At 35.0% G+C, this 18,900-nt stretch carries 19 protein-coding genes and 1 pseudogene; 18 read left to right on the top strand and 2 right to left on the bottom strand.

Annotated elements, in window-relative coordinates; all coding sequences use genetic code 11:
• Positions 1 to 421 precede the first annotated feature (421 nt).
• The 8 genes from ATG70_RS08455 to ATG70_RS08415 all read left to right on the top strand — a co-directional run bounded on the left by ATG70_RS08455 (position 422) and on the right by ATG70_RS08415 (position 6,703).
• Positions 422 to 961: a TetR/AcrR family transcriptional regulator gene (locus ATG70_RS08455; protein ID WP_179886225.1), complete on the top strand. Its 540-nt coding sequence runs from the start codon at positions 422 to 424 to the stop codon at positions 959 to 961.
• Positions 958 to 1,554 (top strand): SAM-dependent methyltransferase, encoded by a 597-nt coding sequence (locus ATG70_RS08450; RefSeq protein WP_098443885.1) that lies wholly within the window; start codon positions 958 to 960, stop codon positions 1,552 to 1,554. The genes ATG70_RS08455 and ATG70_RS08450 overlap by 4 nt, the downstream gene beginning before the upstream one ends.
• A 1-nt stretch (position 1,555) precedes the next feature.
• On the top strand, positions 1,556 to 2,473 hold the full coding sequence (locus ATG70_RS08445; protein ID WP_098443884.1) for an NAD(P)/FAD-dependent oxidoreductase: 918 nt from the start codon (positions 1,556 to 1,558) through the stop codon (positions 2,471 to 2,473).
• Positions 2,470 to 3,036: a class I SAM-dependent methyltransferase gene (locus ATG70_RS08440; protein ID WP_098443883.1), complete on the top strand. Its 567-nt coding sequence runs from the start codon at positions 2,470 to 2,472 to the stop codon at positions 3,034 to 3,036. The genes ATG70_RS08445 and ATG70_RS08440 overlap by 4 nt, the downstream gene beginning before the upstream one ends.
• A gap of 1,028 nt (positions 3,037 to 4,064) precedes the next feature.
• A complete protein-coding gene (locus ATG70_RS08430; RefSeq protein ID WP_098443881.1) occupies positions 4,065 to 4,898 on the top strand; it encodes a GNAT family N-acetyltransferase in 834 nt (277 codons plus the stop codon).
• A 123-nt stretch (positions 4,899 to 5,021) separates the two neighbouring features.
• Positions 5,022 to 5,561 carry a GNAT family N-acetyltransferase gene (locus tag ATG70_RS08425; RefSeq protein WP_098443880.1) on the top strand — a complete coding sequence of 180 codons (540 nt, stop codon included), beginning with the start codon at positions 5,022 to 5,024 and terminating at the stop codon, positions 5,559 to 5,561.
• A 156-nt stretch (positions 5,562 to 5,717) separates the two neighbouring features.
• On the top strand, positions 5,718 to 6,176 hold the full coding sequence (locus tag ATG70_RS08420; RefSeq protein WP_098443879.1) for a hypothetical protein: 459 nt from the start codon (positions 5,718 to 5,720) through the stop codon (positions 6,174 to 6,176).
• Positions 6,177 to 6,259: 83 nt separating this feature from the next.
• Complete coding sequence (locus tag ATG70_RS08415) at positions 6,260 to 6,703, top strand: hypothetical protein (RefSeq protein WP_098443878.1); 444 nt, start codon at positions 6,260 to 6,262, stop codon at positions 6,701 to 6,703.
• 152 nt (positions 6,704 to 6,855) lie between these two features.
• On the opposite strand, the gene ATG70_RS08410 is transcribed toward ATG70_RS08415, so the two are convergent.
• Complete coding sequence (locus tag ATG70_RS08410; RefSeq protein ID WP_098443877.1) at positions 6,856 to 8,076, bottom strand: MFS transporter; 1,221 nt, start codon at positions 8,074 to 8,076, stop codon at positions 6,856 to 6,858.
• A gap of 389 nt (positions 8,077 to 8,465) precedes the next feature.
• On the opposite strand from ATG70_RS08410, the gene ATG70_RS22460 reads away from it, so the two are divergent.
• The 6 genes from ATG70_RS22460 to ATG70_RS08380 all read left to right on the top strand — a co-directional run bounded on the left by ATG70_RS22460 (position 8,466) and on the right by ATG70_RS08380 (position 14,313).
• On the top strand, positions 8,466 to 8,615 hold the full coding sequence (locus ATG70_RS22460) for a hypothetical protein (protein ID WP_179886224.1): 150 nt from the start codon (positions 8,466 to 8,468) through the stop codon (positions 8,613 to 8,615).
• A gap of 60 nt (positions 8,616 to 8,675) precedes the next feature.
• Entirely contained in the window at positions 8,676 to 9,230 is a 555-nt protein-coding gene (locus ATG70_RS08405; RefSeq protein WP_098443876.1) for a DJ-1/PfpI family protein, read from the top strand.
• 214 nt (positions 9,231 to 9,444) lie between these two features.
• Positions 9,445 to 9,630, top strand: a complete 186-nt coding sequence (locus ATG70_RS08400; RefSeq protein WP_098443875.1) for a hypothetical protein — start codon at positions 9,445 to 9,447, stop codon at positions 9,628 to 9,630.
• A 105-nt stretch (positions 9,631 to 9,735) separates the two neighbouring features.
• On the top strand, positions 9,736 to 10,290 hold the full coding sequence (locus tag ATG70_RS08395; RefSeq protein WP_098443874.1) for a CPBP family intramembrane glutamic endopeptidase: 555 nt from the start codon (positions 9,736 to 9,738) through the stop codon (positions 10,288 to 10,290).
• A 140-nt stretch (positions 10,291 to 10,430) separates the two neighbouring features.
• Positions 10,431 to 11,477 carry a DUF1835 domain-containing protein gene (locus ATG70_RS08390; protein ID WP_098443873.1) on the top strand — a complete coding sequence of 349 codons (1,047 nt, stop codon included), beginning with the start codon at positions 10,431 to 10,433 and terminating at the stop codon, positions 11,475 to 11,477.
• A gap of 2,122 nt (positions 11,478 to 13,599) precedes the next feature.
• On the top strand, positions 13,600 to 14,313 hold the full coding sequence (locus ATG70_RS08380) for a hypothetical protein (RefSeq protein WP_098443871.1): 714 nt from the start codon (positions 13,600 to 13,602) through the stop codon (positions 14,311 to 14,313).
• A gap of 262 nt (positions 14,314 to 14,575) precedes the next feature.
• Here ATG70_RS08380 and ATG70_RS08375 read toward each other — a convergent pair.
• A pseudogene (locus tag ATG70_RS08375) lies at positions 14,576 to 15,100 on the bottom strand (DDE-type integrase/transposase/recombinase); the annotation flags it as partial.
• Positions 15,101 to 15,468: 368 nt separating this feature from the next.
• Between ATG70_RS08375 and ATG70_RS08370 the strand changes: the two are divergent.
• The 4 genes from ATG70_RS08370 (at position 15,469) to ATG70_RS08350 (ending at position 18,801) form a co-directional block, all read left to right on the top strand.
• Positions 15,469 to 15,822: a hypothetical protein gene (locus ATG70_RS08370; RefSeq protein ID WP_098443870.1), complete on the top strand. Its 354-nt coding sequence runs from the start codon at positions 15,469 to 15,471 to the stop codon at positions 15,820 to 15,822.
• 884 nt (positions 15,823 to 16,706) lie between these two features.
• A complete protein-coding gene (locus ATG70_RS08360) occupies positions 16,707 to 17,669 on the top strand; it encodes a helix-turn-helix transcriptional regulator (protein ID WP_098443869.1) in 963 nt (320 codons plus the stop codon).
• A 74-nt stretch (positions 17,670 to 17,743) separates the two neighbouring features.
• A complete protein-coding gene (locus ATG70_RS08355) occupies positions 17,744 to 18,376 on the top strand; it encodes a type 1 glutamine amidotransferase family protein (protein ID WP_098443868.1) in 633 nt (210 codons plus the stop codon).
• A 194-nt stretch (positions 18,377 to 18,570) separates the two neighbouring features.
• Positions 18,571 to 18,801 carry a DUF3953 domain-containing protein gene (locus ATG70_RS08350; protein WP_257147647.1) on the top strand — a complete coding sequence of 77 codons (231 nt, stop codon included), beginning with the start codon at positions 18,571 to 18,573 and terminating at the stop codon, positions 18,799 to 18,801.
• The last annotated feature ends 99 nt before the right edge of the window (positions 18,802 to 18,900 follow it).

Below are 18,900 nucleotides of genomic sequence, written 5' to 3'. Positions count from 1 at the left end.
CATTTCTTGCTGGAGTATTTGGTTTGTCTGGTATTAGAGACTGGAAAGGTATGACGAGAAGTCTATTCACAATGATAATATCCCTTATTTTGGCGGTTCTTCTGAGTGGGATTTTACTTTTTGGAAGTTTACTTAACTAAAATTGCGCTCGTAAATGTTTTACTTAAAGTGTTCAACAATCTCGGAGCGATAGTTTAAATAAAAATAAACCTTAGAAGTTGGATCAGGACGAAAAATCTCTGATTTGCAAATTTTGCCGAGTAAGGGGTGGGGTACATATATGTGGTGTAGAGAAAGGATTTCAAATAGAAACCATTCTCAAAAAAGCAGGCATTCTGAACGAGTGCCTGCTTTTTTATTGACTATAATATTACTTCTTTGTACAATATGTTACATAGTTGTAACGTTAAGGGGTGAAGAAATGAACAAAACACAAACCAACATCGTGAACGTCGCAATTGATGTTCTTTCAAGAGACGAAAGTGCATCGATGGAGACAATCGCGGAACAGGCGAGCGTGAGTCGAATGACGATTCACCGTTATTTCAAGAACCGCGAGCGGTTGTTTTCTTCCATACATGAGGTGCTGATTGAAAGGACGTTAGTCATTTTCAATGAGTCGATGGACAGATTTGAGGATCCGCTGGAGCAGATGGAATCGATTATTAAGACGAATGCGGGAAAGCATGGATTCCATCTTTTATTCCGTGAGCATGGGCATCATGAAGAGCATGATCCGGAAACGTGCAAGTTTTCGAAGGTTAACCAAGGGCTGTATGCATTGATCGGGCGTTTAAGGGACGCAGGGCATATCGATTCTTCTATTCCAGATGCCTGGGTGTTCCATATGTATGACGGGGTGCTATTGACGGCTTGGGAGACATTGCACAACGGGACGGTGGCTCCTAGAGAGATCCCGGAGCTTGTATGGAGAACATTTAAGAAAGGATTGTTGTCATGAGTTTTGACGAGGAATATCTACAGAACAAAACGCGTTGGACCAGACCAGATGAGCGGGTTGTTGAATGGCTGGAGGCTGTTCCGGCAGGCCGTGCGCTTGATCTCGGTGCCGGGGAAGGCGGTAATAGTTTTTGGTTGGCGCAGCAGGGATGGAACGTGACGAGTGTCGATTTTGCTCCGGCGGCTGTTCAGTTCATCGAGGAACATTCTCGGGAAAAAGGATATTCGATCGAAGCGGAAGTAGCCGATGCACTCAAATACACGGGCGAAGGAAAGTTTGATTTAGTTCTTCTCTCGTTTGTCCATTTTTCGAAAGAGGAGCGGGAGACGCTTTTCTCCAGATTAGAAAAGCAGCTCGCGGAAGGCGGTCTGCTCGTGTATCTTGGGTTGGTCAAAACTGAGGACGAGCTTCCGCCAGGAGGGCTCTTGGAGGAATTTCCATCATCTGAGAAAGTGGCGGAGGAAATGAAGACTCCTCCTTCGCTCGTCGTCCTAAATCTAGGAGACCAGGTGAGAGAACTACCAATAGGGGTTGCGGAAGGTACGTATGAAGCGAAAACGGCAAGTGTGAAAGCTAGAAAGGGGAGAGGATAAGTTGGAACAATATGAAGTGATTGTAATAGGGGGAGGGGCTGCTGGCTTAAGTTCAGCGCTTGTGTTTGGACGATCAAAGCGGAAGGTGCTTGTACTGGATGCCAATGCCGCTCGGAACCGTGTGACGCATGCATCGCACCGATATCTGACACGAGACGGTGTGAAGCCTGAATCGTTCAAGTCGATCGGTTTGGGTGAAATCAAGGCTTATCCGACGGTAAGCTATGTTGAAACGAAGGTTACGTCACTTGAAAAGGAAGAGGGCGTTTTTACCGTTCAGACAGATAACGGGGAAAGCTATGCAAGCCGGCGCGTCGTGGTGGCAGCGGGGATGAAAGAGGAACTGCCTGCGATCAAAAGACTACAGGACGTATACGGCTCCACAGTTTTTCCATGTCCTTATTGTGACGGCTGGGAGCGGAAAGATGAGCCGTTGGCGATTTTTGGAAACGAACCTTGGCTTATTCATTACGTAAAATTGATTTATAACTGGAGTCAGGATCTAATCGTTTTTACAAACGGTGCTACAGCGCTTTCGGAAGAAGATCGGAAAGATTTACGAGGGCATGGTGTGGAGCTTGTGGAAGAGGCAATTGATGAACTTATTTCAACCGAGGGTCAGCTAAAGAAGGTCGTGATGGCGTCTGGGGAGGCGTACCATCGATCTGGCGGATTTATTATGGATACGGGCGAATCCCAGGCATTTTCTCTCGACCATTTTGGCATCGACTATACAGACATGGGAGGAGTCGAAACTGAAGAAGGAGCGAAAACGGCTGTAAAGGGATTATATGTCATTGGTGACACGAAGAATGTGTTCTCTGGATTGCTGAAGGCTGCGAGTGAAGGGTATGAAGTCGCCGCTGAAATCAACCATGAAATGGCGATGGAAGATTGGGAACGCGGTGGAGTATCATGACGAAACCAGTCTATGATACGCATTATCAAGAACAGCATTATTTCGGAAATCCCTACCCTGGACTCGTGGCATTCTTTGAGGCATATGAACCGAAAGGGCATGTCCTAGATCTAGGATGCGGACAAGGCAGAGATTCATTAAGCTTAGGAAGGTTAAGGTATACGGTGACAGGCGTCGATATGTCCACTGTCGGGCTTGATCAAATGAATCAAGTCGCCCGTGACGAGCAGCTGAACGTGACCGGGAAAGTAGGAGATGTTTACACGTACCCAGTAGGCGCGGAGCACGATATTGTCCTGTTGGATTCGATGCTACATTTTTATAAAAGGAATGTCGAGGGCGAAACGAACCTGGTCCAGCGTATTGCTGCGGAGCTGAAAAACGGTGGGGTGTTGGCCATTTTTATGATGCAAGGGCAAAAGAGGGAGGCATACTTGAAACGTGTGCTGGATGAGACGGAGAACGAGTGGGAAGTACTTGCTGATCGCTATACAGACTATCCAGAATTCAATGCGCACTATCATATGTATATCGTGAAAAAAAAGCAGTTGAGTGTACGGTAACAATTCAATTTGGGGGAGAACAACTAAGTGATCTAGTATTCCTGAATTCCGTATTTGAGAATATAAATATACAACAAGTTCAACATTCTGTAGCGATAAGACAAGTGGGTATCAAGCTGGAAACTAAATAGATATTAGATTGGGATAGGTAGATGATTATATGAATTGGGATCGAGGTTCTCCAACAATGTGAAAGATGTGGAGAAGTTAAAAGATTTATGAGGGGAACGCAGAAAAAATATTTATCTCTAAGCAAGTCTTCCACAATCTCGGAGCTTTTGCTGAAGATAAGGTAAGCGCTCTATACAGATTGTGCAGGGCGTGCGGTATTGATAGGAGGGATAATATGGGGATGGGCGGAATGAGCATAGCATTAATTTCTCTAGTTCCAATCATTCTAATAGTAGTTGCCATACTTCTTATAATACGAAAAAGGAGATAACTCTTAGAAGGATTATCCCTTTAAATCGGAGCAATTGCTCAATTGAGTGCAAGCCTCTATAACATATGTAACGGAGCAAAATGAATTTGACCGTTTTCACAGAATGCGGTAGAAGGAATTTAAGATGTTATTTTTGGAGGAGAGAGGGATGCAGGAGAAGATCAACATTTGTTCATTTATCTGTTCATTTATTTGCGTGTTATTATTTTTAATAGTTTCATTCTCAGGTTGGTTCAGTAATTCCATAATCGGAATTCACCCTTTAACAATAGTTTTATTTATTTCGTTATTTACATTTCTTGCTGGAGTATTTGGTTTGTCTGGTATTAGAGACTGGAAAGGTATGACGAGAAGCCTATTCACAATGATAATATCCCTCAGTTTGGCGGTTTTTCTGAGTGGGATTTTACTTTTTGGAAGTTTACTTAACTAAAATTGCGCTCGTAAATGTTTTACTTAAAGTGTTCAACAATCTCGGAGCGATAGCAGCAAGTGGATGGTCACAAATTGTGATCTCCGTGAATAAATTTGGTAATAGGTACGAGTGATTTTTAGTGATTTTGGTGTGCCGGTAGGAGGATTGAAAATGATTTGTGAACTTGATAAAACTGAATTCTATAAATGCGAAAAGTTAATAAATGATATGGGTCATTTAGAAGTTAAAGCTGTAATAGAAGGGAATAACCCTGGTCGGATTTTTGTAGATCATATCAACTCTCCTAGTACAGGACTTATCTGGTTAGGTAATAATGATGGGTTTTTCTTTATTGGGGATGAGAAGAATGAGTTATTTAATAACCATATAAAAGGTTTTATTGATAAGATAATTTATCCTGAAGCAAAGAAGCTTGGACTAAATAGTTTTATAGCGATTGGTAACAATTCAAGATGGGAGAAGACGATAGAGAGGATCTTTGAAGAACGTCATATACAGGTATCACATCAAAATGTTTATAAGTTAAGAGGTCATTTTAATGATGATATTGTACCCTCCATTAAACAAGGTTATGAAGCATTAAAAATCGATGAATCTCTATATGAGAATGATGGAAATTATATTGATAACATAGGATTTTTACACTCGAAAATCTTAGAATTCTGGTCTTCACCTGAACAATTTTTTCAAAAAGGTATTGGGTACTGTATTGTTTACGAAAATAAGATTGTGAGTTTATGTTTTTCAGGATTTGTAGCAGAAAATGTTCACGGTATAGATATTGAAACAGTAGAGGAACATCGGGGGAATAAATTAGGTCAGAATGTAGCCCTATGTGTTGTAAAGGATTCTGTTGAGCAAGGTATGGTTCCATATTGGGATTGTGAGGAGGCAAATAAGCCTTCTAATCTCATTGCTAAAACTATTGGATTAGACAATTATATGAATTACTTAGTATACATTTTTCCACTTGAACAAGGTTAATTTGGTATTCAGTAATCTCGGAGCGTTTGCTTAATAAAAAGTAAGCGCTTTTTGTTGGTTTAGACAGGATCGTTAAATAACTGAGTAATAGAAGTATTGAATATGGGAGTGGAGTAAGTAGTGGTGATAAAAACAATTCCAGCGATGTGGGAAACTAAAAGTCTCACAATCCAAGACCTTGATGAAGATGAAATACAAAGTGTTCAAGAGTTATATGAACAAGGGAGTTACATACACCAATGGGACGGCGGTAGCCTAGATTATGAATATGCTTATCGCTGTTTCACTGATGGCGACTTACCTCCTAATGGAACTAAAGACAAGTATAAAATCCAGGTAATTAGAGTGAAGGAAATGGATCCTATTGTTGGAATACTTACCACCTATCAAGGATATCCGAAGAATGAAACTTTTTATATTAACTATCTATACATTGACAAGGAATATCACAAACAAGGACTAGGGAAAGAAGTCATTAGTGAATTGTTAAGTATTTTAAAAGAGTCTAAATTTGCAGAGGTCCGAGCAAGTGTAGCAATAAAAAATTGGCCAGCTATTCGATTTTGGACTGGACTTGGATTAGATACAATTAATGGATTTTATGGAGATAATGAATATAGAGCTGATCATTACGCTGATATAGAATTAATTAAGAAGTTTTAATTCAATTAAATCGGAGCGTTTCTGTAGTAGGATAGACTTTTTAATATGAAATAAGAGATTGAGTTGTTCTGAATGATTTGAAATAATTGGTATTCAATGTCTAAGCAGTTTAATTGAATAACAGTTGTATATTTTGTTTGAAATAGGGTGAGAAACTTGTTTCGAAGAATTAGAAATTCAGAAAAAGAATCTAATATCGAAAATAGTTATGTTGAAGTCCCTCAAAGTGATATAAGTGAAGAATTAAAAAAGAACATCATTGAATTAGAGCAGTTGGCAATTAAATTTTGTACGGATTTGCAAAGAGATTATGTGAAATGTTTTGAAGAAAGAGGAAAGAAGAACCTTATATTATGGGTGGCCAGGGACATTGATGGCGATGAATTAGAGAAACTAACTTATGAACGATGTTTGGAGAAAGAATACCGTTCTCAAATAGTCATCGATTATGATGGTCCAAAACTTAATGAAGAGTTCTATGCCGAGACATTTGAACTTTGGTATTACTTTGGGGACTATAAAAAGGGTACAGGAACATTATATGATCTCAAGAATAATGATTTAAAATCTTCTCTGCAGAAAATATTGCAAGAGTTATTAGACTACTCGGGATAAGTTAATTCAATTATCTCGGAGCGTTTGTTTCATAAAAGTGAGCGCACTTTGTTATTGCTGCTGTTAGAAAGGGAGTGATGTTATTGGAAAGCGTTCCGAAGATAAGAGAACTATCGATCGATGAGGATATTAATGAACGAAGTTTTATTTCTATCCTTGATAATATCTATAAACGAGAAGTGATTATTTTTATTATTATCCCTGAATGGGAAGATGACCTTTTAGATGAGCTTTCCGATGATTTGGTAATCGTAAACAAGATTACATTCCCACTAACACTCTGTTTTCCAAGATCATACGGTTATGTAGGGTATATAAAAAGTAATTCTAAACGTTATATATACGAATTGTATAAACGCTCTGATACACTCGATCATTTGCTTTTATCGGAGATTGATTTAACAGATAAATTAAGTGAAATCACTAAAAAGAATATAGATGATTTTTTCAGGTTTTTTGAATTAAATAAGATTCCTCATATAACGATCGGTCCTGATGCGCAATGGCTCAATATCATAGAATATTAATTGTTTTTATGGGCTTATTTAGTAAAGGTGATCGTATGCTAAATGGAGCTTTCAATTAAGAAACATCTCGATATCGAGTCTTCTGTTAAATCGGAGCGATTATCAAAAGAAACACCTAGCCAATATTAACTATATGGCTAGGTGTTATTTAGTTATTGAAGATCTTCAGAAAAACTGACATTCAATTCATTCGTTAATTTGTTCAATGTTGGATGCAGTACAAAATAAACTGAAAATGCGATATAACCAACACCTGAAAGCAAAAGAATCAATAAAGCAGAAGTTATTTCCCCAAATACACCCCCAAGAAAATAGCCAAGAGGACTTAACGAGCCTAGTAAAGAAGATAAGAAGGCAAACCCTATTCCTAAATATTCTTTAGGTAAGTTAACCTGAATGAGTGTTTGAATATAAATACTTAAAATTCCTACTCCTATCCAGGCCGCACCAAACAATAAATAGGGAACTAGATATAAATCTAATGTATAAATAGAAACAATCCAGCAAACACCCGATATGAATGATGTTATAGGCATTATAGTATTTAGTGGCATATGATTTAAACGATTAGCAACTAGAGTGCCTATTAATGTACCCACTGACATTGCTGTTAACCAGAATCCATAGTTAGCTGAATTGGAAGAAATAACTGGCAGCATAGCAATTCCCATCGTCGCCATTACATTGATTCCAATTACGCCAAAAAGAATCTTAAGAAGTGTTTTTTGTTTTCTAACCACTTGAAATCCATCTATGAAATCTGCTTTATATTGTGCTAAAAAAGTTAGGGTAGATGGTTGTTCTTCTTTTTTCGATTTAGGAACTTTCAAATAAAAGAAAAAAAGAAGGCCAGTTCCAATGAGTAGTACACTATTAGAAGCGTAAATGAAGCCTATACCTAAAAATGCAATCAAGATTCCTGATATCGCATCAGAAATAATATCAAGTGTTTGATAGGAAAATGCAAAAACAGAGTTTACCTTCGTTAAGTTTTTTCTAACAGAAAGTCCTTCTATTAGAGCACTTTCAGTAGGATAAGTAGCCTCTGAAAATGCTAGTGCTAAAAACATTAATAATAACAAAAGGGGAAGCCATAAAGCATTTGTGAAATAGAGAATGGAAATAAAACAAATGAATAAGCCTTGTCCCAATTCAGCCAAGAACAGGATTTTTCTTTTTGAGAAGCGATCAATAATAGGGCCATAGAGAAATTGCAAAGTAATGGGGAGCATGGCAATTGCGCTAGTTAATCCTATTAAAAATACTGAATCAGTAACTGTTTTAACATACCAGATTGTAGCAATCATATAAAAACTGTCTGCAAAATTAGTAGTAATTCTACCAATTAGTAGAATAACGAGTTGTTTATTCATGAGATTCGTCCTCCAATGTAAAGTGTTGTGCGAATGATTGATGTATTACATTGGAGGTCCCCTGATAAAGGCAAGAGTTTAATGATCTGAAGGGTTAAGGTAAGGTATATCGATCAATATCCACATTCCTTTCGTGATGTTTTATAATATTGTTTCATTAATTTATAGATATTTCAAATAATTATTTGGTTTTAGTTTCCATATTGGATAATATTTGTTTTATAATACGATTTGGTAGCTAGTTTTTATTTACTCAATTAAATCGGAGCTTATCTGTAATAGGATAGGCTTTTTTTGTAAAATAATTGGTTGAGTTATTTACACTCCTTTGAAACAATTGGAATAAAGTTTTAGATATTGAATTGAAGGTCTAAAAAGGTGGGATGAAGATGAAAGGATTATTTATTGCAATATTTACTTTTATAATAGTTTGGGCATTATATGGGGTATTTTTCAATGACTTTGAAGAGGATATTTTATTTCTTACAATAGTAGGGATTATTACTGGTTATAACATAGGTAAAAGGCAGCGTGATTAAAATAGATGTAGAAAGTATCTTCCATTATCTCGGAGCGATGGTTGAGGAGGAAGTGCAAAAATGACAGAATCCCTTTATACAGGCATACTGATTTACCCTAGATTCAGTGAATATGAGCTTTCTGTACTATTATCGGTATTGAAACAAGGTGGAAAACAAACTATATTTCTAGGTTTAAATAGTCATCCTATAAAAGGAGAAGCTGGCTTACCTTGTATACCAGAATCTACAATAAATGAGTTTGATATTAATCTTTTAGATAGTGTTGTGCTTCCTGGAGTTGATGATTTTGAGCATCTTGTTGACGATCATAAGTTGTCTTCCTTTTTACATAAAATTGATGATCGAAATCGAATAATTGCTGCAATTTCTAGTGCTCCTTATTTATTATCAGCAAGTGGTGTGCTAGAGGAGAAGCGTTATACTACAGGATTAACTACTGAACAAAGGAATTTCTTAGGTACATTTAACAATGATAACTATGTAAACTCACCAGTTGTTGTGGATGATTATCTTATTACAGCGAAAGGATCAGCATTTATAGAGTTTGCATTTGGAGTTGGAGATCAGCTAAATCTTAAATATGAAAAAGATTGGTTCTTTTCAAACAGCTAAAGTATTTTTATGTCAACGTCACAAGCGTAACTAGAATGTAAGTTCAATAATCTCGGAGCTTATCTGTAATAAGATAGGCTCTTTTTTTGTGAAAGACTTAAACCAAGATAATGAAATGATATTGATTACATAAAAGTTGTCGAAGATTTATAAAAGTATACTTAATCCATTTTATGATAATATAGAAAAAAGGTAAATTATGGAGGTGGCGAAATTGAAGTGGGTACTTGGCATTGGGTTAGGTGCTGTTACAGTTATTTGGTTAGCGATGGAAATAGCAACCGTGGATGATAAAGGTAAAGGCTTTGGGTCTTATTCTAAAGCATTTAAAAAGAGTTTAATTGGCGTTATATCCTTATTCGTCGTAGCTGGAGTTATCTACTACGGATTGATTTATTAGATTTTTGTGGTTAATAACTTATTATAATCGGAGTAAGTAAATAAGCTTGCAATGTAGGTTTGGATAGCATTCTTATTATGAAGTAAAAGACAATAAGGAGGAAGCGTGGAAACACCAACTTTTTCATTACACTGGGCACTTATTATTTATGGTGCTCTTTTAGGTTTAATCTGGGTTTCCCCAAAGTCAAGGCAGCTTTATAAAAAATCATTTGATTTTGGTGTTTTAAAGAAAATCCAAACTTACCTTTTGATTATAACAGCATTTCTGACTATATTTTTTGCGAATCTAATCATCTTCAAGCGCAGTTTATCATCAACCTTTAATTTACTTACTAGTAATTATTCACAAACACTTTTTTTAGATAGCTTCGAATTAGGATCACTTCTTGTTGGTATGCTTATAATTGCTCCAGTGTTTGAAGAGTTAATGTTCAGAGTACCATTATCTATTTGGATGAATAGACATTCCTATTTCATCTTCGCACTATTGGTTTCGTCGATAATATTCGGAATGATGCACTCAGAGTATCCGTTATTCGGGGTCATAATGGGAATCGTTTTTGGGATTGTTTATAGAGTAACTAAGTCTATTGTTCCCGGTATACTCGTTCACTTTCTATGGAACTTATTTTCACTCTATTATTTTAATTACATATAGTAATCATCATTTTAGATGTTCCATTAAATCGGAGCGATAGCTGCACATTGGCTATCGCTTATTGTGCCAACGAAGCAGTTTGGTTTAATAATCTATAATGGATTTTAGTGGTAGTATTATTTCAAAAGGGGGGCAATGAATTGATTGATGAATTAAAAAGAATCCTTAAAAATTCTCCTGAAGATGAAGTAAAATCACTTTTATTTCAAATTCTTTTCCGAATCAATATGCTTGAAAAAACAGGACAATATACTGAGGGGCAATTTGTGGCTGACTTGAAAAAAACATATAATGATTTTCTGAATTATAAAAGAAACCAAACTGATTTAAACAATAATAAAAACTATAAGGCTGTCCATATTCTCTTTGGTGATTCAGCATCTGGTAGTTTAAAAAGTGCACTAAAAGAAATGGGATTGCAAGAAGAAGAAAAGGTTATCTCATTTTCGGATTTGTTTTCTATTGGTCCAGTTTATCAATTGAAAGATAAGGTGGGGCTTAATCAAAGGTATGAATGGATAAAAAATCATCTAATCTTAGATGATGATTATATAGATGAATACCAACATAATTTTAATAATACTACCACGATGATTCAAGCTATTCCTAAAAATACAACAGTTATAATTTGGATTGGGGAAAACTCTCATGAACAGTCTGCTTTAAGGTATGTTCTGTATTTATTAAAAGGTAAAAATTACGATATTGTCTTAATGGATACCACTAAGCAATATAAAAATCAATTTGATGTTCCAGATACGGATTGTTATCCGTTACACACTGGTGAAATTATACCTGAAAAATTAAGGTTAATTTATGAAAAAGGTAGTAAGATGCCTCCATTAAGTCAAGAACAACGTGAAAAATTGGAGAAAGAATGGCAAGAGTTGTCTTCTACACAAGAAGTCCTAAGGGTATGGGAAAATAAAGAAATAAAGAGTGTAGAAGAAGCATACTATGATGACTATATAATCAATAAAGCTGAAAAATTACATAAAGAGCAAGAGAATAATGATTTTATGAAATCTGCACGTCTTATTGGTGAAGCTATTGGTTATTTAAATCAATATATTGGTGACGTGTTTTTTGAGTATAGAGTAAGACATTTAATCATGAATGGTGTTTTTGAAATAGAAGGTGTTCCAAAAGCTATGAGGTTTTATAGTGTTAGGCTCAAATACGAATAATAATATTGAACTAACGGGTTCGTTAGTATAAGACTTACGCCAATATATCTCGAATTCAAATCTTCCGGATAAGGGGGCAATTCTTTAACAGAAGAATTGCCTTTTTATTTTTTTGGCCAGGTTAGTTGAAGACTCAGTTTCGAGATGATATTTAAAAAGTGGATGATTTTTGGAACTTTAAAAAGGGCTGTTCGTATTTTATACAAGGGTGTTGAAACCTATTTATGAAAGTGGTAGTGTGTTTTGTTATTTATTAATAGAGGCGGTGGTCATTTGAACTGGGTGATATGGGTTCCAATAATATTAATAGGGGTATTTTCTTACATCGAGCTTATAAAAGATGATGAAGAAAAGAAGAAATAAATGGAGTGTATTATTATAAATAGAATGATGCATTAGTAGTTAGTGTTCTTCTTTTATATCTCGAATTCAAGTCTTAAATAAACGGGGACTATTGCTCAATATAACGCTAACTTTCCCACTAATAATGTTTAATAAAATAGAAGCTAAGATAAAGGGGGAATCGTTTTGAGAAGGAAAAATATGAACTTCGTAAAGTTTTTATTAGGAGTAGTAGTAGGAATTGCAATTTTTGAAGGGATAAAAGGATTATTTTTTTAAGTGATATCTATGATGTGTAGTTAAATAATAGGCGTGTTATTTAAAGTGTGTTTTAATTTACCTCGAATTCAAGTCTTACACTAAAGGGGGCTTATCTGTAATAAGATAAGCTTCTTTTATATGAAATAATAGATTGAGTTATGTGGATTAATTTGAAATAATTGGTATTGAAGTTTTGATTGCATTCCCACTTCTGAATATTTTGGGGATGGAAGCAAGCGTAATTATTTTAGAAAAAATACTAATCTGACAAGGTATTGAATCTTACAATAAGAATGATCAATAACTATAAGGAGGGGGTGAAAGGTTTGAAAATACGTAAGATATTAATAATTTCTTTCACTTCTACTTTAATTTTTTTGGTATTAAGCTTTCTGTTTGATTTGTTCTTAAATACAATTGGTGGATCTATAGAGGAAACTAGAAATTGGTTCTATTACTTAAAATCTGGCGTTCATACGTTAATTATTTTCTTCATTATTTTTCTTTATATATATAGAAAGAAGAAGGGTACCTCTACTATTCATTAGGGGACGATTTAATATGTTATTAAGTTTGTACTGAAAGATGAATTGAGTCTCGTTCTGAACTCGAGTATTCCACAACTACGACATAAAAATTTGAGGTGAGTGAGATGTTATATTATTTTAGGTTCTTCTTATTCATGATTGTTGGTATTTCAATATGGAAAGTGTTGTTTTCATCTTTTAACGAATCAATTGTAGATACAATAGTTTTCTCTATTTGTGCAACATTTTTCAAATGATTAATTGAAGTGACATGCGAAAGAAATCCAGAAAATACCGATTAATATTGAAGACAGATCTTCGTCAATCTCGGAGCTTATCTGTAATAAGATAGGTTCCTTATCTTATTTGGTTCAGTAAATGAAGTGGTTTTGAAATAATTGGTTGTGAATGTAAAGCAGGATGACTACTGTTGACTTTGCGGAGGTGACATTTTTGAAAACCTATTGTTCGAAATCGACATTGTGATAGGTGAGTATAATCACCCATCTGCTTTGTTGTCCACAGATACAGCAACTAACTACAAGACAGTAGAAAATACGTACACGTTGGCGGATATTATCTAATGGATTTTATTTTGAATTCAATTTGTTATTTCATAACAATTGTCTTTTCGATGATGATGGCATCCATAGTGCTTCTGTTGATCACCTACCTTACAAAGCCCAAACCGTTTTTCACAAATAGAAAGCAAATAGAAAGCGAGACAGAATGAAAGCAGATCTTCTGTTTGTAGCATTATCATGCTTTCTGTTCTTTATCTGCTTAATGGTTCCTGGCATATCTTAGCGAAAGCTACTTCATTCGAAAGAGTGGCTTTTTATTTTGAAAAACAGGAATGTTCCGTCTGTTTTTTAATGGTGTTAAAAAACAGGCGGAATATCATAAATAGAAAAATATTACTAGGCTATTTTTTACAAAACATCTCCTTTAGTATTTGGGAAGTTCAAAATACACCAAGGGGAGAGACACATTTGAAAAAAATTATTGTAGCATTAATGGCAGTATTAATGATCATGCCATCATTCGCTGGAAGCTCTGCACATGCAGCAAGCTCGAATGGTAAAGATCAGCAACAGGTGACAGAGTATACATATGATGACATTAAGGAACTAAAGCCTTATGTAACGGTTAAGAATGGCAAGTTTAAGTTTGATGCAATCCAAGCGAAAAAAGATGGCTTTGAAAAAGACTTAGTTAAAATGCAAAAAGAATACCTTTCTGGCATCAACAAAGAGATCAAGAATGGTAAACTAAAAGCTCAAAACAATCTTGAGATTGTTACAGTAAATTCTGATTCCTCAGTTGAAGTTGAACAGGCTAATCCTGATCTTCCTGTAATCGAACCTAATACACCAGATGATAGTGTTGTTACACCTTCTGTAACTACTGCATACCTTGGTTGTTACGGAACGACTTCTGCTGTTAAATATCACTGGTGGGGTTATTCTCGCTATATGGATAGGTGTGCAGCAGATACATTTTCTGCAGACCTAGCAGGAATTGCTGCTGGAACAGCTGGAGTAGCTGCTGCTACAGCTTATTGGTTCCCTGGAGCAGGAGCTGCTATTGGTGTTATAGGGGCTTACCCTGCATTAATGTCATCTCGTGCTGCTGCTAACAACCACGGTTACGGCATCATTGTAGAAATCACGTATGCTGGGTTCTTCGATATTGAACCTCAATAATAAAAAGGCGGTGAGATTGTGAATATGACAATTCTCTATTCTATTTTCAGCATCATTCTTGTGTTAATGCTTATTCTTTCTTCTAGAAAAAGAAAGCAACAAAATAAGAAGTTCCCATTAAAGCAATTTCTTATAACTTTTGTATTGGGAATAGTGATAATGAATATTGTCATCCTCAATCTCATGTAGCTTTTCAAGGTCGTATCGAATTTGATACGATCTTTTTTTTTTCTATATAATAAAAAACAGTGGGTAAGAATTTTTAAATAGCGCCCAAAGTGCCATGGATTCTGATGTGGTTGTACCAGTGTACATAATCAAAAAGTTCAATATCCAGTTGTGCCTGTTTTTTTAAATGGGCATGATTCACAAATTCCGTTTTAATAACCTTAAACGTCGCTTCAGTGACGGCATTATCATAAGGTGATCCTTTGAAGATTAAGGAGCGTTTGATTTGGAAGGTTTCTAACGCCTCATCCATCAATTTATTTTTAAACTCATTGCCACGGTCTGTATGAAATAACTCAATATCATTCAGGTTTCCTTTAATAGAAGAAAAAGCCCGGTAGACAAGCTTCGCATCCTTTCGCGGGCCAGCACTGTAACCAATTATTTCGCGGTTAAAGAGATCGACAAAAACACAGATGTAGTGCCATTTTTGATTCACACGGACATACGTCAAATCACTGACAACGACTTTCAACTCTTGATCCTGATGAAATTCTCGGTTCAATTCGTTCGTCTGCTCAGACTCATTGCACGAGCTTTTCGTAGGTTTGAATTGAGCGTAGCCGATTCATTCGCTATTGATAGGAGGGATAATATGGGGATGGGCGGAATGAGTATAGCATTAATTTCTCTAGTTCCAATCATTCTAATAGTAGTTGCCATACTTCTTATAATGCGAAAAAGGAGATAACTCTTAGAAGGATTATTCCTTTAAATCGGAGCTTATCTGTAATAGGATAGGCTCCTTTTAATTTGAAATAAAAGATTGAGTTATGTAGGTAGATTTGAAATAATTGGTATTAGAGGTATGCGCAGCATAGGTGAAGTCTTTAATACCGAGATATTTTAATGAATTGAGTGGTTTAATATGAAGAAAGAAATCTTAAATAAGGTTCCAAAGATATTAATATTGGAAAGAGAGGCGTTATGAAATATTTTAAATGGTTTCTTTTAATAATAGCTGCATCAGCTACAGAAATGGCTATCTTGATGAATGCAGAATCGCTAAGTGCGGAAATGATTTCTTTAAACTATTACTTTGTAGGTTCTTTGGTAGTTATATTAATGAACTATCCATTAAGTGATTCCCCCTCAAGAAAACAATACAAATTAATCTTGGGATTAATTGTCATCGCTTTTGCTATTCTAGCTGCAGGGGTACTGAGAAACTTTGATTTCCTCCGTGAAGAACAAGCATTACTTCCTATGTTGGTAGGTTTGGTCGCTTACCTCATATTAGCATTTTTAATAATGATGAAATTCAGGAAAAAAACTAACTAATTTTAAAAATGGTTTACTTTGTTTTATAAAATTCCCCTTTATATATTGAACAGTCGTTAACATATCAGAAAAAATTATAGGGGGAATTAAATTGCCAGTAGAAATTATGAAAACCGAAAACTGTACTTAACGCCCGAACAAGTTAGAACGAAGATTGTGGAAGATTACTCTTATAGAAAATGCTCTCTCAATGGGAAGCGTTACCATCGGTATATTAATTCAGTAGCTGGAATATGACGATATTCCATTAAATCGGAGCAATTCTGTAGTAAACATAATTATAGGTTCGGGGGAATAATTTTGAGATTTTTTATAGTTATTCCACTTATTTTGATTGGTGGTTTTTTAGTCGGGTTGAAAATTAATGACTTAGGCAACTTAGGTAATATCATTATGAATATAGTAGGGCTAGGCTGCCTATTCATTGCTATTTTAATTGGACGAAATAAAAAAAGAAAACAACGATCAACTTAGATGATCACTTACTTTGAAGGAAGGTGAAAGATTGAGAAATAAACAAGTTTTGTTTTGGGGGATAATAGCTATCATCTTAGTAGTGATATGGCTTCTTTTAAAGTAGTATATATAATATACTTTTATTTGAAAATATGTAGAAATCAAGTCTTCCATAATCTCGGAGCTTATCTGTAACAAGATAGGCTCCTTTTAGTGTGAAAGAATAGATTGAGTTATTTGTACTAATTTGAAATAATTGGTATTGCAGATGTGTGGGCGATAGGAAAATAGGCTTAGCGTTATAAGTCCGCATATTTCTAACGGTACCCCTAACTAATTTAGATACTGCTCCTGTAAGGGCCACATAATATAGAAAGCTATCGGAACACCAAAAATCGGAAATACATTTCATATAGAGGTGGAATTATATGCCTAAAATTGACAATATGTTAGCAATTCTATGGATGCTTCGTTCAGGTGAAAAAATTACTGCAAAACAAATTTCAGAAAAGTTAGAGATGAATATAAGAACTGTGTATCGTTATATTGATACCATTTCAACAAGTGGCGTACCTATCATTTCAGAACCAGGACATAACGGTGGATACACTTTACTGAATAATTTTATTGAGGCTCCTCTTTTCTTTGATTTTGAGGAACAAACTTCATTGTATCACGCTGCTGTTTTTGCAGAAGAAGCCGGATATTATGGAGGTGAAGCACTGAATAGGGCCATTTCAAAACTAAGTAAATACTCAAATCAAGAGCAGGAAACAAAGATAAACCAACATTTAACTAGTCTTGAAGTAATAAGTCGATTAAGCTCACTCTCTATTGAACCTCTTTTGAAAGAGTTGGAGCAGGCCGTAGCTGACGGGTACTCAGTAAAAATTCTTTACCATAAAAGTAGTGAAAAGCAATTAAATGATAGATTGGTCGATCCATACAGAATTATCTATTGGAATAATAAGTGGTATGTGATTGGCTTTTGTCATCTTAGGAATGATATCCGTAGTTTTAGAGTAGATCGAATAGAAAGTCTAATGCTAACCGAAAATAAGTTTAACCGGCCAGAAAATTTTTCAGCACAAGACTTTTTTATAAAAAGTCTTCTTCCAACTGTAGAAGATAAGGAAGAGGGAATATCTTTCGTCATTAGTGGGGATAAGAGTGTATTGGATGATATTTGTCAGCATTGGTTTTTAGGACATTATTTAAAAGAACGGTCTTCAAATCGAGCCGTTTTTCTTCTTGAAAAAGATGTGATCCATACATATGTACCTTATTTACTTTTACCGTACAACAAATCTATTAAAGTTATTGAGCCAATAAGTCTTAAGAAAAGACTTATTGAAGTTCTGTCGGAATTAATGAAATTTCATGAAGTATAATCACTTCCCTGACGCTAACTGTCAGGGAAGTTTTATTATACTGACTATATCAAATGTGATTGGAGTGTTATTGGATGCAAACAAAAAAGGTTGTTTTATATGTATTTAATACAATGTCAGACTGGGAATATGGATATTTAATTGCTGAACTAAACTCAGGAAGATATTTCAAAAAAGATTTAGCACCTTTAAAAGTCATTACAGTAGGAGCTAATAAAGAAATGATTACTACTATGGGAGGACTGAACATAATACCAGATATTTCCCTTAATGAATGTACTCTTGAGAGTAAAGATCTTTTAATTTTACCAGGAGGGACTACTTGGAGTGAAGAAATTCATCAACCTATCTTGGAAAGTATTGGCCAAGCTTTAAAGCTTGGCACTATTGTTGCTTCAATTTGTGGTGCAACTGAGGGCCTCGCGAATATGGGATACTTAGATACTAGAAAGCATACAAGTAATAACTTAGAATATACTAAAATGGTATGTCCTAACTATAAAGGAGAAAAGTTTTATGAGTTGGGATCTGCCGTAACTGATGCGAATTTAATTACTGCATCAGGAATAGCTCCTCTGGAATTTGCGATGGAAGTACTGAAAAAATTAGATGTATTTGCACCAGATACATTACATTCATGGTATAACCTAAATAAGACTCATAAACCTGAATACTTCTTTCAGTTAATGAATTCAATAAATAACTGAGCTGAAAAATCAACTTAGCAGTTTTATATTAGTTAAAATCATTTCGTTATAGTTCCGTTATCTCGGAGCTTATCTGTAATAAGATAGGCTTCTTTTAATTTGAAATAAAAGATTGAGTTGTTCTCAATGATTTGAAATAATTGGAACTACAGATGATTACAGTATTTTTGAGGAAGATGAAAGGGAGAATTTGGTTGAAAATTTTACGATACGTTCTATCAATATCAACTTTTACACTTGCTGTTTATGGGGTGATTACAAGTAATTTTGAGTTTAGTCATATAATGATATTTCTATTAGGACTTACAATGTTAGTTATGGGAATAGAAGAATTTCAAAAAGAACGAAAATCAATTGGTATTTTACTTGTTGGTGTTTTTATCTTCTCATTATTTGTATCAATTAAGGGTTTTTTATTAAGCTAAATCGGAGCTTTAATTGGATATGAAAAAGGCAATTTTCATTATGGAGATTGCCTTTTTTAGTGTTAATTTAACTCACGAATAGATTTTTTAGTAAATAAC

The sequence above is a fragment of the Bacillus sp. es.036 genome, assembly GCF_002563635.1.
Lineage (GTDB): Bacteria > Bacillota > Bacilli > Bacillales > Guptibacillaceae > Guptibacillus.
Note: the sequence above shows the minus strand (reverse complement) of the source record. Positions and strands in the feature narration are given on the sequence as shown.